The organism is Streptomyces venezuelae ATCC 10712, from assembly GCF_008639165.1.
Lineage (GTDB): Bacteria > Actinomycetota > Actinomycetes > Streptomycetales > Streptomycetaceae > Streptomyces > Streptomyces venezuelae.
Map to the genome: position 1 here is coordinate 3,431,462 of NZ_CP029197.1, position 14,433 is coordinate 3,445,894.

Annotated in this window: 14 protein-coding genes; 7 read left to right on the forward strand and 7 right to left on the reverse strand. The window is 72.2% G+C overall.

Annotated features, from left to right (window positions below; all coding sequences use genetic code 11):
• Positions 1-30 precede the first annotated feature (30 nt).
• Positions 31-459, forward strand: a complete 429-nt coding sequence (locus DEJ43_RS15580; RefSeq protein WP_015034332.1) for a PLD nuclease N-terminal domain-containing protein — start codon at positions 31-33, stop codon at positions 457-459.
• Positions 459-1,343 carry a LysR family transcriptional regulator gene (locus DEJ43_RS15585; protein WP_015034333.1) on the forward strand — a complete coding sequence of 295 codons (885 nt, stop codon included), beginning with the start codon at positions 459-461 and terminating at the stop codon, positions 1,341-1,343. Before DEJ43_RS15580 ends, DEJ43_RS15585 begins: the two co-directional genes overlap by 1 nt.
• Here the strand turns inward: DEJ43_RS15585 and DEJ43_RS15590 are convergent.
• Both DEJ43_RS15590 and DEJ43_RS15595 read right to left on the reverse strand, forming a co-directional pair.
• A complete protein-coding gene (locus DEJ43_RS15590) occupies positions 1,246-2,175 on the reverse strand; it encodes a DMT family transporter (RefSeq protein ID WP_015034334.1) in 930 nt (309 codons plus the stop codon). The genes DEJ43_RS15585 and DEJ43_RS15590 overlap by 98 nt on opposite strands.
• A gap of 102 nt (positions 2,176-2,277) precedes the next feature.
• Positions 2,278-3,177 carry a LysR family transcriptional regulator gene (locus DEJ43_RS15595; RefSeq protein WP_015034335.1) on the reverse strand — a complete coding sequence of 300 codons (900 nt, stop codon included), beginning with the start codon at positions 3,175-3,177 and terminating at the stop codon, positions 2,278-2,280.
• A gap of 232 nt (positions 3,178-3,409) precedes the next feature.
• Here DEJ43_RS15595 and DEJ43_RS15600 point away from each other — a divergent pair, with 232 nt between their 5' ends.
• The 5 genes from DEJ43_RS15600 to DEJ43_RS15620 all read left to right on the forward strand — a co-directional run bounded on the left by DEJ43_RS15600 (position 3,410) and on the right by DEJ43_RS15620 (position 9,649).
• Positions 3,410-4,483, forward strand: coding sequence for an alkene reductase (locus DEJ43_RS15600; protein WP_041662518.1), 1,074 nt, complete (start codon positions 3,410-3,412; stop codon positions 4,481-4,483).
• 41 nt (positions 4,484-4,524) lie between these two features.
• On the forward strand, positions 4,525-5,010 hold the full coding sequence (locus tag DEJ43_RS15605; protein WP_041662519.1) for a nucleoside deaminase: 486 nt from the start codon (positions 4,525-4,527) through the stop codon (positions 5,008-5,010).
• Complete coding sequence (locus DEJ43_RS15610) at positions 5,003-5,923, forward strand: isopenicillin N synthase family dioxygenase (protein ID WP_015034338.1); 921 nt, start codon at positions 5,003-5,005, stop codon at positions 5,921-5,923. The genes DEJ43_RS15605 and DEJ43_RS15610 overlap by 8 nt, the downstream gene beginning before the upstream one ends.
• 89 nt (positions 5,924-6,012) lie before the next feature.
• Positions 6,013-8,073 (forward strand): hypothetical protein, encoded by a 2,061-nt coding sequence (locus DEJ43_RS15615; RefSeq protein WP_150253463.1) that lies wholly within the window; start codon positions 6,013-6,015, stop codon positions 8,071-8,073.
• Positions 8,074-8,077: 4 nt separating this feature from the next.
• Positions 8,078-9,649, forward strand: a complete 1,572-nt coding sequence (locus DEJ43_RS15620) for a type 1 periplasmic-binding domain-containing protein (protein ID WP_015034340.1) — start codon at positions 8,078-8,080, stop codon at positions 9,647-9,649.
• Positions 9,650-9,655: 6 nt separating this feature from the next.
• On the opposite strand, the gene DEJ43_RS15625 is transcribed toward DEJ43_RS15620, so the two are convergent.
• From DEJ43_RS15625 to DEJ43_RS15645, 5 genes are read right to left on the reverse strand one after another with little or no spacing between them, the layout of a single operon-like run.
• Entirely contained in the window at positions 9,656-10,186 is a 531-nt protein-coding gene (locus DEJ43_RS15625) for an SRPBCC domain-containing protein (RefSeq protein ID WP_015034341.1), read from the reverse strand.
• A gap of 46 nt (positions 10,187-10,232) precedes the next feature.
• Complete coding sequence (gene ccsB, locus DEJ43_RS15630; RefSeq protein WP_015034342.1) at positions 10,233-11,318, reverse strand: c-type cytochrome biogenesis protein CcsB; 1,086 nt, start codon at positions 11,316-11,318, stop codon at positions 10,233-10,235.
• The gene (gene resB / locus DEJ43_RS15635; protein WP_015034343.1) at positions 11,315-13,015 is read right to left on the reverse strand and encodes a cytochrome c biogenesis protein ResB; all 1,701 of its coding nucleotides are present in this window, start codon (positions 13,013-13,015) and stop codon (positions 11,315-11,317) included. The genes ccsB and resB overlap by 4 nt, the downstream gene beginning before the upstream one ends.
• A gap of 5 nt (positions 13,016-13,020) precedes the next feature.
• Entirely contained in the window at positions 13,021-13,758 is a 738-nt protein-coding gene (locus DEJ43_RS15640; protein ID WP_015034344.1) for a cytochrome c biogenesis CcdA family protein, read from the reverse strand.
• 4 nt (positions 13,759-13,762) lie between these two features.
• Positions 13,763-14,368, reverse strand: a complete 606-nt coding sequence (locus DEJ43_RS15645) for a TlpA family protein disulfide reductase (protein ID WP_015034345.1) — start codon at positions 14,366-14,368, stop codon at positions 13,763-13,765.
• Positions 14,369-14,433: the final 65 nt, after the last annotated feature.

The window sequence follows — 14,433 nt, forward strand, 5'->3', positions numbered from 1 at the left end:
CCCGCCACCGCTTCCAGGGGGCTGTCCCACATGCTCAGGGCGCTGCTGTTCATCCTGCCGCTGGCGCTGATGATCTACGCCTTCATCGACTGCCTGAACACCCCGGAAGAAGAGGCCAAGCACCTGCCGAAGGTGGTCTGGGTCATCGTCATCCTGCTGTTCTGGGTCGTCGGGGCGATCGGCTGGATCGCCGCGGGCAAGGTCAGGCGCCCGGCCGGGGCCAGGGGCGGCGCGGGCGGCTGGGTGGCCCCCGACGACAACCCCGACTTCCTGAAGTCCCTCCGGAACGAACCGGCCCGTAACGACCCGGCCCGGGACGAGGACGCGGCGCGGGACGACGAGGCCGGCCTCAAGGAGTGGGAGGCGGACCTCCGCCGCCGCGAGGAGGAGCTGCGCAAGCGCGAGCGCGGCGAGGAGGACCGCCGCGGGCGCGAGCGCGGCGAGGACACCGAGAGCTGATGGAGCTCAGGCTCCTCGCCACCTTCGAGAAGGTCGCGACCGTCCTCTCCTTCACCCGGGCCGCCGCCGAGCTGGGGTACGCGCAGTCCAGCGTCACGGGCCAGGTCCGCTCCCTGGAGTCCTCGCTCGGGGTGGAGCTCTTCGAGCGCCTCGGCAGCCGCATCCGCCTCACCGAGGCCGGTGAGCGCCTCCTGCCGTACGCCCGGCGGATGGCGGAGCTCGCGGAGGAGGCCCGTACGGCCGTGGCGGCCACCGCGGAGCCCACGGGCACGATCGCGGTGGGCACGATGGAGTCGCTGACCTCCTACCGGCTGCCGCCGCTCCTGGAGTACTTCCACCACCGCTACCCGGGGGTGCGGCTCACGCTGCGGCCCACCCTCGGCGACGAGACCCGGCAGGCCCTGCGCCAGGGCACGTACGACGTGGGGTTCCTGATGGAGCCGGAGACGGAGCACGACGGCCTGGAGTCGGAGGTCCTCGCGCCGGAGCCGCTGGTCCTGGTGGCGGGCCCGGACCATCCCCTCGCCGGCGGTACGGGGCTGACGGCCGCGGACGTGGCCGGCGCCCAGCTGGTGGGCACCGAGCCGGGCTGCCCGTACCGCGACCTGTTCGAGCGCGAGCTCGGGGAGTGGTCGCCGCCGTTCATGGAGTTCGGCACGATCGAGGCGACCAAGCGGGGGGTGGCGGGGGGCCTCGGCGTGGCGCTCCTGCCGAGGGTGGCGGTCGCCTCGGAGCTGGCCGCCGGAACCCTGGTGGAGCTCGCCTGGCAGGCCCCGTTCACCCTCTTCACCCAACTCGCGTGGCGACGGGGGAAGCGGCTTCCGCCGCACGTCCGCCTGTTCGTGGAGCAGGCGCGGCGCCTCGTGCGGGAGCAGCGAGGGTGACCTTCAGGCTGGCGAACACGATCAGCGGGACGCCGAGCGCCTGGACGAGCCCGATGTGGTGCCCGTACACGGCCCAGTCGACGCCCATGGCGACGGCGGGGTAGGTGAAGGCGAGCACGGCGATCTTGGCGGTGGGGAGCTTGGCGTAGGCGGCGTACATCAGCACGTACATCAGCCCGGTGTGGATCAGTCCGAGACCCACCAGCCAGCCCCAGCCGGCGCCGAGCTTCGCCGCCGCGCCGAAGTCGGCGAACGGCAGCAGCAGCGGAAGCCCGACCAGCACCTGCACGAGCGCGATCAGATGGGGCCGTACGCCGGTGATCCGCTTGGTGACGAAGGTGGCGAGGGCGTAGAGCACGGCGGCGGCGAGGGCGAAGCCGAGCCCCTTGAGGGAGGCCGTCTCCCCCGGCCGCACCCCGGAGACGAGCACGAGCCCGACGAAGGCGAGCCCGAGCCAGCCGAGCTTCCCGGCGGAGATCCGCTCCCGCAGGAACAGCGCCCCGAGCAGCACGAGGAAGAAGGGCTGCGTGTGGTAGACGACGGTGGCGAGGGAGATGGAGGTCGCCTGGTAGGCCTCGAACAGGAACACCCAGTTGAAGACGATGAAGGCGCCCCCGAGCGCGGCCAGCCCCAGCTTCCGCCCGGTGAACCCGTGCCCGGTGAAGAACCCCCGGACCCCGCTGTACACCCCGAGCGCGAGCGCCCCGAACAAGCACCGGAAGAACACCACCTCGAACGGCGACGCCCCGGACTCGACGACGAACACGCCGAGCGTCCCGGACAGCACCATGGCGAGGGTGAGTTCGACGGTTCCCCTGGTCTCGTTTCTCATGCCCCCGAACCTACGAGCCCCCAAGAACCCGGTCCACGCCCCAGCGAGGACACCTCCCGATACCCCCGATCGGCAGAACCGATGGGGTCGCGGTCGCGGTGTCTACGGGATCGTCGGTGCCACCTCGGAGACGATTTCGCAGAACGCGCGGATCCGGCTGTCCTCGTGGTCGGTCAGCCACATCAGGGCGTGGCTGACGGCCGGGGCGTCGGTGATGGGGATGAAGGCGACGTCGCTGCGGGCGTAGTAGTGGTGGAGTTCGTTGCCGCTGCCGCCGCCGATGACCTGGCCCGTCGCGACGGTCGTGATGAGTTCGGTGAAGGTGCGGCACCGTTGGTTGCTGCGGCGGATCGTCCGGCCGCTGGGGGTGCGGCGGGGGAAGTAGTAGTCGACGACGTAGTCGGGGACCTCTTCGCTCGGGGAGAACCAGGTCTCTCCCGCCAGGTCGTCGAGGACGACCGACTCGCGGTCGGCGAGGCGGTGGCCGACGGCGGCGATGAGGTGGAGGGGGGCGGTGGAGACGATCGGGCCCACGGTGACGTCGGGGTCCCGGATCGGCAGGAGGGTGATCTGGACGTCCACCTGTCCCTGGCGGAGGAGTTCGCGCTGGTGGAAGAGCTGTACCTCGTGGACGTCGACGCGGGTGCCGGGGTGCCGGGCGCGGTAGAGCTCGGAGGCCGCGTGGACCACCCGGGCGGCGCGGTGGCCCTCGAATCCGACCTTGAGGAGGCCGGTGACGTCGCCGGACGCGGCCATCACCCGGTCGACGGCCTCCCGTATGCCCTGGTAGAGCGGGTCGAGGTCGTCGCGGAAGCGCCGTCCCGCGGCGGTCAGGGCCACGCGGCGGCTGGTGCGGTCGAAGAGGGCGACGCCGAGGCGGCGTTCGAGGGTCTTGATGGTCTGGCTGACGAGGGCGTTGGAGATGTGGAGGCGGTCGGCGGTCCGTCCGAAGTGCAGTTCGTCGGCCAGCGTCAGGAAGATCTCCATCTCGCGTCGTTCCACGGCGTGCCCCCTGATCGTTCAGCGAGAGTGAACGATCCGTGTCCCCCGCGCTTTTCCCCGTAACGGGGACACGGTAGCCCGTTCACCCAGGCTGAACGATCCTCCTCCGGGCGGGGGTTCGTTCAGCCGCGCCGAACGGTGCGTTGCGATCCTGCTCATTGATGGGGTGCGGGGGCCGGCCGCAGGGTTGATCCGTCGGCCACCAACCCGAGATACGGACGTGAACAGCCTTATGGAGACGCTCTTCTCCCCTCTGACCGTGGGCAAGCTCGATCTGCCGAACCGCCTGGTGATGGGTCCGATGACCCGTTCCCGCGTCCCCGACGGCGGGCAGGTGACGGTGCTGACGGCCGAGTACTACGCGCAGCGCGCTTCCGCCGGCCTCATCATCAGCGAGGCGACCGGGATCAGCGACATCGGCTCCGGCTACCTCTACAGCCCCGGCCTGCACACCGCCGGCCAGGTCGACGCCTGGCGCGAGGTCACCGACGCGGTGCACGCGGCGGGCGGCCGGATCTTCGCGCAGCTGGTGCACTGCGGCCGCATCGGCCACCCCAGCCTGTACGCCGACGGCGCCCTGCCGATCGCCCCCTCGCCGATCGCCTCCGGCGAGCAGCTCTACACCCCCGAGGAGATGCTCGAGCATCCGGTGCCGCGCGAGATGACGGCCGAGGACATCGCCGTGACCGTCGAGGACTTCGCCGCCGCCGCCCGCAACGCGATCGAGGCGGGCTTCGACGGTGTGGAGATCCACGCGGCGAACGGCTTCCTGCTGCACCAGTTCCTCGACGACTCGACCAACCGCCGCACCGACGCGTACGGCGGCTCGATCGCGAACCGGATCCGGCTGACCGAGGAGGTCGTGGCCGCCGTCACCGCCGCGATCGGTCCGGAGCGCACGGGCATCAGGGTCTCCCCCGCCGTCACCATCAACGGCATGGGCGAGACCGACAGCCCGGAGCTGTACACCGCGCTGGCCCGTTCGCTGGCCGCGACGCCGCTCGCGTACGTCCACGTGGCGGAGGTCATGACGCGGGAGATCACCCGGCTGATCCGCGCCGAGTGGCCGGGCGTGCTCCTGCTGAGCCCGCACGCGACGGAGGCGTCCCCGGCGACGCCGGAGTCCGGTGCGGAGGCGCTCCGCGAGGGCCTGGCCGACGCGGTGGTCCTGGCGAGGGCGTGGCTGGCCAACCCGGACCTGACGGTCCGGGCCGAGGCGGGCGGCCCGTACACGGAGGCCGACCCGGCGACGTACTACGGCGGTGACCACCGCGGCTACACGGACTACCCGACGCTGAACGGGTAACCGGAGGTGAGGCCTCGTCCGTGCCGGGGAAGTATCCCGGCATGGACGAGCCCCATCCCGGCATGGACGAGCCCCTGACCACCCCGCGCGCCCGGCAGTGGCTCGCGACCGCTCTCGCCGAGGCCCGGGCGGGCCGGGACGAGGGCGGTGTCCCGGTCGGGGCCGCGCTGTACGGGGCGGACGGGGCGCTGCTGGGCCGGGGGCACAACCGGCGGGTGCAGGACGGCGACCCGTCGGCGCACGCGGAGACCGCCGCCTTCCGGGCGGCGGGCCGGCAGCGCTCGTACCGGGGTACGACGATGGTGACGACCCTGTCGCCGTGCTGGTACTGCTCCGGTCTGGTCCGGCAGTTCGGGATCTCGCGGGTGGTCGTCGGTGAGGCGGAGACCTTCCACGGCGGGCACGACTGGCTGGCGGAGCACGGGGTGGAGGTCCTGGTGCTCGACGATCCCGAGTGCGCCGCGCTGATGAGGGAGTTCGTGGTGCGGCATCCGGCCCTGTGGAACGAGGACATCGGCGATGAGTGAGGCGCGACGCGTGGCGGCCCTGCCCACGATCGATCTCGGCCGTGATCCGGCGCCGCAGCTGCCCGCCGTCGACCGCGCGCTGCGCGAGGCCGGGTTCCTGCTGGTCACCGGGCACGAGGTCGATCCGGGGGTGCGGGCGGAGATCCGGGCGGCCGCCCGCCGCTTCTTCCACCTCCCGCCCGCCGTCAAGGAGCGGTACGCGGTGCGGGTCGGCGGCCGCGGCTGGCTGGGTCCCGGCGCGGAGGCCAACGGGTACGCGGAGGGTACGGCGACCCCGCCCGACCTCAAGGAGTCGCTGTCCTTCGCGGCGGACGAGCCGACCGGGGACCCGGTGGTGGACGCCGAGTGGTTCCTGCCGAACGCCTGGCCGGCCGAGGTGCCCGAGCTGAGGCCGCTGGTGGAGACGTATCTGGCGGAGATGAAGGCGCTGTCGGACCGGGTCCTGGACCTGCTGGGTGTGGCGCTCGGCGAGGAGCGGGACTTCTTCACCCGGCACACCGGGCACCCCACGTTCGGTTTCAACATCAACTGGTATCCGGGCCGGGAGCGGACGGGCGAGCCGGAGCCGGGGCAGTTCAGGATCGGTCCGCACACGGACTTCGGCACGGTCACCGTCCTGGACCGGGAGGCCGGCAAGGGCGGCCTGCAGGTCTTCACCGACGCGGGCGGCTGGCAGGACGCGCCGTACGACCCGGCGGCATTCACCGTCAACATCGGTGATCTGATGGCGGGTTGGACGGGCGGCCGGTGGCGCTCGGGGCGCCACCGGGTGCTGCCGCCGCCGGCGGACGTGCCCACGGAGGAGCTGATGTCGCTGGTGTACTTCTACGAGTGCACGCCCGGGACGACGATCCACGGCATCGAGTCGCACGGCTATCTGCGGGCCCAGCTCGACGCGATCGCCACGGAGTGACAACACGTCCACAACAGAGTCGAAAAGCCGGCCGCTTTCCCAACACACCGTCGATATTCTGGAGTTGACTGTGACGGGGGTGACGGGGCGTGGACAGGGAGCTGTACGGCCGCGAGGCGGCACTGCACGCATCAGGACTGGTCGCACGTCTCAGCGGCCTCACGGAACACGGGGTCTCCCGGGTGCCGTTCGAGCACGGCGACGACCCGCCGGTCACCGTCTTCACCGGCGGCCGCGGCACCGGCAAGACCGCCCTGCTCAAGGAGGTCCGCAACCGCTACAAGGGGTACACACCGCTCGCGCTCCTCGACTGCGCGCACATCGAGCCGCCCGCCGACCACGGCCCCGGCTGGACCCCGCTCACCGGGGCGCTCGCCGAACTGGCCGTGCAGCTGTCGCCGCGGGTGCTGGGCGCGCGCCCGGTGAAGTTCCCCCGGGTCTCGCTCGGGCTCGTCGCGGTCGCCTCGCTCGGCTGGTCCCGGGAGGACGACGAGCGGGTCCGCCGTGACCTCCAGCGGCTCGGCCCGCTGCTCGCGACCGTCGACGCGACCCGGGGCGCGGCCGCCCACTGGGTCGGCAAGGTCCTCGCCAAGCTGGCCGCGACCTTCGCCGAGGCGACGGTCCCGCTGGCCGGACTGCTGGCCGAGGCGACCGTGGAGACCGTCCTCGAAGAGGTCTTCGGCCGCCTCCAGCGCACCTCGGAGAGCTGGTACGGCGCCTATCGCAACGCGGGCGGCCGCGGCAAGGCGGGCCTCCAGCAGCTGGCGATCGACTTCGAGCAGGGCGGCAGGCGGCGCGCCGAGGCCGAGGGGTTCCTCGTCGGGGCGCTGACCGAGGACCTGCTCCACCCGTACGTCGGCATCCGGCGCGGCGGCCGCATCGGCCGCCCGCTCGTCCTCCTCGACAACGCCCACGAGCCGCTCGGCCGACAGCTCGTCGAACCGATCCTGCGCGCCCGCGCCGAGGGCCGCCGCGACCGGACCGTCGTCCTGGCCGCCTCGCGGGTCCGCGAGCACGAGGGGCTGCGGCACGCGACCAGGATCAGGCTGCCGGAGACCGCCCACCGGGCGCCCGCCCCGCGCGACGGCCGGGTCGGCTCCGGCATCCTCGCCGTGGAGCTGACGCCGCTCTCCCCGTCCCAGACCCGCTCGGCCTTCGACCGCCACGACCCGGACGGCCGGACGCCGCCCGAACTCGCCCGCGCGGTGCACCGGTTGACCGCGGGTCGGCCGCTCGGCGTGGCGCTGCTCGGCCGGGCCGCCGGCGAGGCCCCCGAGCACCTGCGGCCCGCGCTCACGCCCGGCGGGCTGCTCGACCTGACCGTGGAGCTGCGCGAGGACGCGGCCCCGGTGCCGGTCGCCGCCACCCTCCTCGCCGAACTGCTCCCGGTGCGGCGCCCCGGCCCGTACGCGGTGCTGGCCGCCGCCCACGACGAGGAGTCGGCCCGGATGCTGGCCCACGCCCGGCTCCAGGGCGAGGCCCTGGACGGGGACGTGGCGCTGCGCGTCCGCGACCAGCTGCGCTCGGAGGACTGGAGCGAGAGCCCCCGGCACTTCGTCGCCGATCCGCTGCTGCGCGCCCTGCTCCTGCACCGGCTGCGCTTCGAGGACGGCGACCATCCCCGGTACGCGGCCTGGCGCGCCGTCCACGAGACCCTGCACCGGCACTACGGCCCCGAGCCCGGCCCGTACCGGCTGCACCACGATCTGGCGCTCGGCCGCACCGAGGAGGCGGTCACCGAGCTGCGGGTCGGCTTCCCCGGGCAGGACGTCCTCGGCTGGCTGGGGCGGCTGCGGTTCATCGCCTCCGCCCCCTACCCGCGGGAGCGGGGCGCGGCCGGGCCCGACCCGCGCCGGGCCGTCGCCCTCGGCCAGGGGCCGCCCGGTGACATGCCGCCGGGGCTCGACGCCGACGCGACCGAACTCCACCTGTCCGTACGGCGGTTGCTGCACGCCGTATGGCTGCTGACCGATCCGCTCGCGCTGCCCGACGAGGAGGTGACCGACCGGCTCGCGCACGAGCTGCGCCGGCTCTCCGGCCGTCATCTGACGGGCAGCGGTTCGCTCTGGGACGCGGCCACCCACTGGCCGCGCGACATCCGTGCCTGGCGGGAGCTTTCGCTGCCGCCGGGCCGCGAGGACGGAGTCTGACGCCATGCCCGACCGCCCGACCGACCCCCGTACCGGCCGGCCCCTCGGCCTGCTCCGCCGCCGCGTCCGCACCCCCCGCCAGAAGCTGCTCGCCTCGCTCGTCACGGTCGCCGTGGTCCTCGGCCTTGGCGGTTACGGCGTCGCCCGGCTCACCACCCCGGAGGACCGCTCCTGCGCCCCCGGCGTCGAGAGACCGGAGGGCAGCTCCGAGTGCGTCGGCGTCAGCGGCGACGGCCACGCCTTCGGCATACCCGAACTCCAGGAGATCGCCGGGCTCATCGGCGCCGAGAACGCCACCCTCAAGGACGGCGAGTACGCGACCGTCGCCGTTCTCCTGCCGCTGACCTCCACCGACAGCGGCATGCGGGTCAAGGTGCTGCACGAGGTCCAGGGCGCGTACGCCTACCAGTACCGGGCCAACCACGAGTCCAACAGCGAGACCCCCAAGATCCGTCTCGTCCTCGCCAACACCGGCAAGGGCAACGCCCACTGGCGCGCCACCGTCGACCGGCTGATCGGCATGACCGGCGCCCCCGACCGGCTGCGGGCCGTCTCCGGCGTCGCCACCTCCTCCACCGAGGTACGGGAATCGGTGGCCGCGCTCACCGGCGCCGGGATCGCCGTCGTCGGCACCACCATCACCGCCGACGACATCGCCAACGGCCCGGGCCCCGGCCACAACCGCTACCCCGGCCTCGCCCGCGTCTCCCCCACCAACAGCGACGAGGCCAAGGCCCTCGCCAACTTCGGCCGGGTCGACGCCGCCCGGGCGCTCCTCGTCCAGGACACCCGCAGCGGCGACCACTACACCGACACCCTGAAGGCGGCCTTCGCCGCCTCCCTCAAGGGCGCGCCCTACGAACCGCAGCTCTTCACCTCGCCCACGGACCCCACGGACGAGGGCACCACCGCGAACACCTTCCGTCAGATCACCCATCTGATCTGCGACACCCGCGCCGAGACGGTGTTCTTCGCGGGCCGCCACACCCAGCTGCGCCAGTTCATCAACGCGCTGGGCGCGCGCGGCTGCGTCGACCGCCCCTTCACGATCCTGACCGGCGACGAGGGCTCGTACCTGGGCGCGGACGAGAAGCTCGACCGGGGCGCCCTCAAGGCGAGGCTGACCGTGCGGTACGCCGCGCTGGCCCACCCGGACGCCTGGAAGCCCGCGCCGGGGCGGCCGGTCCCCGCGACGGGCGGTTCGGTGGTGGCGTACGGGACGTTCGTGTCGGACGTCGCCCGGGCGTCGAAGCAGCCGGTGGCGCTGGCGGACGGGCAGGCGATCGTCGCGTACGACGCGATGGCGACGGCGGTCCACGCGATCCGCCAGGCCACCCCGCAGGGCTCCCGGTTCCCGGAGCTCGCGGACGTCGTCACCCAGTGGCCGCAGGTCAAGGGCTCGCTGCGGGTGGAGGGCGCGAGCGGCTGGATCTGCCTGGACAACTACGGCAACCCGTACAACAAGGCGGTCCCGATCGTCGAGCTCGCCCCGGACGGCTCCCAGCGCTTCGTGCAGCTGGCGTGGCCGGAGAACCGTCCCCCGACGACGGCCTGCCTCCCTCCGAAGCGGGGCTGACCGGGCCTACGGCACCCACTTCGGCCAGCGGGCCTCGTCACGCTCGTACAGGTCGCGCAGGTGCTGCCACCGCGCGGCGTCCCAGGACGCCCAGTCGGTGGGGCGCCCCGCGAGCGCCTCCACGAGCCGCTCGAAGTGGTCGTGCCACCCGGCGAGGCAGTCCAGCCGGTACTCCCGGTCGGCCCGCAGTTCGTTGGTGAAACGCAGCACGGTCGACCCCGCGCCGGCCGCCCCCGGCTCCAGATGGAACCGGATGCGTCCGTGCGTCGGATCGACCGTGTACTCGGCCACGTACTCGGGGTCCCAGGCGGTCACCCGCCCGGAGGCCGTCGTGTCGCCGTTCAGCCAGCGGAGGGTGACCCGGCCGTCGAGCCGGGGTTCCAGCGGGTCCGCCGCGCAGAGCCAGCCTTGCAGGCCCTGAGGGGTGGCGACGGCCTCCCAGACGTCGGCCAGGGGGTGCGGCAGCTCGACGGCGAACCGCAGCAGGTGCGTGCCGCCGTCGTGGGGCTCGCTCCTGCCCCGGAGTGTCTCGCTCATGCCTCCAGCGTCACCCCGGGGCAGGCCCGGTGCCAGCCGTGCCGGCTCAGACGCCCGCGTACGAGTGCTTGCTGCTGACGAAGATGTTCACGCCGTAGTAGTTGAACAGGAAGCAGCCGAAGGCGATGAGCGCGATGTACGCGGCCTTCCGCCCCTTCCACCCGGCGGTCGCGCGTGCGTGCAGGTACGCGGCGTAACCGACCCAGGTGATGAAGGACCAGACCTCCTTGGCGTCCCAGCCCCAGTAGCGGCCCCACGCGTCGCCGGCCCAGATCGCGCCCGCGATGATCGTGAAGGTCCAGAGCGGGAAGATCGCCGCGTTGACGCGGTAGGAGAACTTGTCGAGCGAGGCGGCCGAGGGCAGCCGCTCCATCACGGAGCGGGCGAAGGCACCCGGGTTGCCGCCGGTCGCGAGCTTGTTCTCGTACGAGTCGCGGAAGAGGTACAGCAGGGTGGCGGTGGCGCCCAGGTAGAAGACCGCACCGCAGAAGATCGCGGTGGAGACGTGGATCCACAGCCAGTACGAGTCGAGCGCGGGGACCAGCTGGTCACTGGGGGTCTTCAGCCAGGTGGTGGCCATGCCCAGGTCGAGCAGGACGGTGGTGACCAGCGGAAGGCCGAGCCAGCGCACGTTCTTCTTCGCGACGAGGAAGCCGAGGTACGCGCCGACCGCCACCGTCGAGAAGGTGGTGGAGAACTCGTACATGTTGCCCCAGGGGGCCCGCTGCACGGAGAGCGCCCGGGTGACCACGCCCGAGGCCTCGACCACGAAGGCGAGGACGGTGAGCGAGACGGCGATACGGCCGTACAGGTCGCCCTTGACGGTGCCGCCGGCGGCGCCGGGGCCGTCCGGCACGTCCCGGGTGCCGGCCGCGGAACGGGTCACGACCTTCGGCTTCTCCAGCACGGCGGTGCCCCCGGCCGCCTGCTTGACCTGGACGGTCACGGCGGACGTGGCGGCCCCGGTGCGCGCGGTGAGGGCGGCGGCGGTGCGGCCGACCTTGCTGCGGCTGCCCAGCACCCACTCGGCGATGTGGGCGAAGAAGGCGAGGGTGTAGACGGCCATCGAGGAGTAGATGAGCAGGTCGCTCATCCGCGCCAGGCTCTCGTTGGTCGTGGCGGCGAGGATCACTTGTCGGCCTCTCCAGAAGGGGCAGGGTCTTCTGCTGGGGGTACGGGTGCGGCGTCCGGTGCCGGCGGCGCGTCCGCCGTGAGCGCGACCGCCAGGTCACCGAGCTCCTCGGGGAGCTTCGCGGACTCGCTCCGGCCCAGGCCCGCCATCTCGACGACGGTCACGCCGTCCTCGCCCCGCACGGCCCGGACCCAGATCCGGCGCCGCTGGATGAAGAGCGAGCCGGTCAGACCGGCGATCGCGGCGATCGCACCCGCGAGGGCGAGACCGTTGCCGGGCTGCTGCGAGATCTGGAAGCTCGCCCACTCCTTGACGTCCTTCTCGAAGGTGATCGAGCCGGCGCCGTCGGGGAGCGTCATGGTCTCGCCGGGCAGCATGCGCTGGGCGAGCTTGTTGCCGGACGCGTCCATGAACTGCTTCATCTTGGACTTGTCCAGCTGGTACACGTTCTGCGGCAGCCCCGAGTTGACCCGCAGGTCGCCGTGGAAGCCGGTGAGCGCCATGACGGGGAAGTCGAGCGCCGGGAACTGGGAGAACATCGTGCCGGCGCCCGCGCCCGCGAAGGTCGGTACGAAGAAGGCCTGGAAGCCCAGCTGCTCCTTCTTCCCGTTCTTGTCGCGGTAGCCGTCCATGACCTTGATCGCGCCGGTGGACGTGATGTTGTTGTCGATGGGCAGCAGCGGCACGGCGCCGTGGAAGACGGTCTTGCCGCGGCCGTCCTTGACGGTGACGACGGGCGCGTAGCCGTGGGCGATCAGGTAGACCTTGGAGTCGCCGACCTCGAGGGGCTCGTTGACCCGGATGACGGCCTTCTTGTCCGTACCGCCCTGGGAGTAGGAGACGGCCGCCTCGAAGGTGCGGGGGGTGCCGCGCTGCGGGCCGTTCTTCTCGTACGTGCCGTTGAAGGAGTCCAGCTTGAAGCTGAACGGCTCCAGCTCGTCGATGCCGAACTGGGAGCCGGACTTGAAGTCGTCGTACTGGGTGAGCGTGTTGGAGAAGCCGTCGCCCTCGACGATCAGCTTGCCGCCCTCGGACTTGAAGAGCTGGCCCCAGGCGAAGGCGACGAGCATCACGATCAGGGCGACGTGGAAGGCCAGGTTCCCGGCCTCGCGGAGGTAGCCCTTCTCGGCCGCGACGGCGTCGCCCGCCGTGAGGGCGCGGAAGCGGCGGCCCTTGAGGAGGGTGAGCGCGGCCTCGCGGACCTGCTCGGGCTCGGCCTCGGTGCGCCAGGTGGTGTACGCGGGGAGCCGGTCGAGGCGCTTGGGGGCGCCCGGCGGGCGGCTGCGGAGCTGGCCGACGAACTGCCAGCTGCGGGGGACGATGCAGCCGATGAGGGAGACGAACAGCAGGATGTAGATCGCGGAGAACCACACCGAGCTGTAGACGTCGAAGAACTGGAGCTTCTCGTACAGCGGCGTGAGCGTCTTGTGGGCGTCCTTGAAGGCCTGCACCTTGAGCTCGTCCGCGCTGGTCTGCGGGATCAGGGAGCCGGGCACGGCGCCCAGGGAGAGCATGAAGAGCAGGATCAGGGCGACCCGCATGGAGGTCAGCTGCCGCCAGAACCAGCGGACCCAGCCGACGACGCCGAGGGTGGGGCCGCCGATGACGGAGGCGCGCTCCTCGACGGGGGCGGTGGAGAGCTGGGCCCCGGCCTCACCGAGGTTGTCCTGCTGCTCCGTCGTGTCGGTCTTGCTCATGGAACTCAGATCCCCACCGTGAAACCGCTGGACCAGCCCTGCATCGTGGCGACCATGCTGTCCCACGCGCCCGTGAGGAGCAGGACACCGGTGACGAGCATCATGCCGCCGCCGATCCGCATCACCCACACATAGTGCTTCTTGACCCACCCGAACGCGCCGAGCGCCTTGCGGAACGCGATCGCGGCGAGCACGAACGGCACGCCGAGCCCGAGGCAGTACGCGAAGGCGAGTATCGCCCCGCGGCCCGCGCTGGCCTGCTCCAGGGCGAGCGCGTTGACCGAGGCGAGGGTCGGGCCGATGCACGGCGTCCAGCCGATGCCGAAGAGCGCGCCGAGCAGCGGCGCGCCGACCAGTCCGGCGACGGGCTTCTTGTGGAAGCGGAACTCGCGCTGGGTGAACCAGGGCATCAGGCCGAGGAAGAACACGCCCATGAGGATCATGAGCACGCCGAGGATCGTGGTGAGCGTCCCGCGGTACTCCTGGAGGGTCGACCCGAAGTAGCCGAAGAGCGCGCCGCCGGAGACGAACACGGCGGTGAATCCGAGGACGAAGAGGACGGCCCCCGCGGTCATCCGGCCGCGACGGCTCTCCGCGAGGTCGGTGCCGGTGACCCCGGTGACGTAGCTGAGGTAGCCGGGGACGAGCGGCAGGACGCACGGCGAGAAGAAGGAGACCAGGCCGCCGAGGACCGCGAGGGGCAGGGCGAGCAGCAGGGCTCCGCTGGTGACCGTCTCGTTCACCGGCTCACTTCTCCTTGAGGAGGGGCTCGATCATCGACCGGAGCTTCTCCTCGTTGAGCGCCATGAGGGAGCGGGCCGCGATCCTGCCCTCCTTGTCGAGGACGACGGTGGAGGGGATGGACTGCGGGGAGAGCGTGCCCTTGGGGAAGCCGAAGAGGATGAGCCTGCCCTGCGGGTCGTAGAGGCTGGGGTACTCGACCCCGTAGTCCTCCTCGAAGGCGATCGCGGGCTGCTTGTTGGGGTCGCGGGTGTTGAGTCCGACGAACTCGACGCCCTTGCCCTTGAGGTCCTTGGCGACCTTCGCGAAGTGCGGGGCCTCGGCCCGGCAGGGCGAGCACCAGGAGCCCCAGACGTTGAGGACGACGACCTTGCCCTTGAGGTCGGCGACGTCGAGCTGCTTGCCGTCGAGCGTCTCGCCGGCGAGTTCGCCGGTGGCCGCGCGCTTGCCCTGCGGGGCGGTGGAGATGCCGCCGGTGTTGGTGACGAAGTTGGTGTTGCCACCGCCGCCGGACTTGCCGTTGCTGTCGCCGCCGCAGGCCGAGAGCGCGAGGGCGGCGGACAGCACTCCGACGGCGAGCAGGGTGCGTCGAGGGGCACGGTCAAGGCTCATGTGAAAAGTTTCGCATGGGCGTTTGGGGGATCTTGGGCACCCCCCTACGTGCCCGTAAAGCCCCT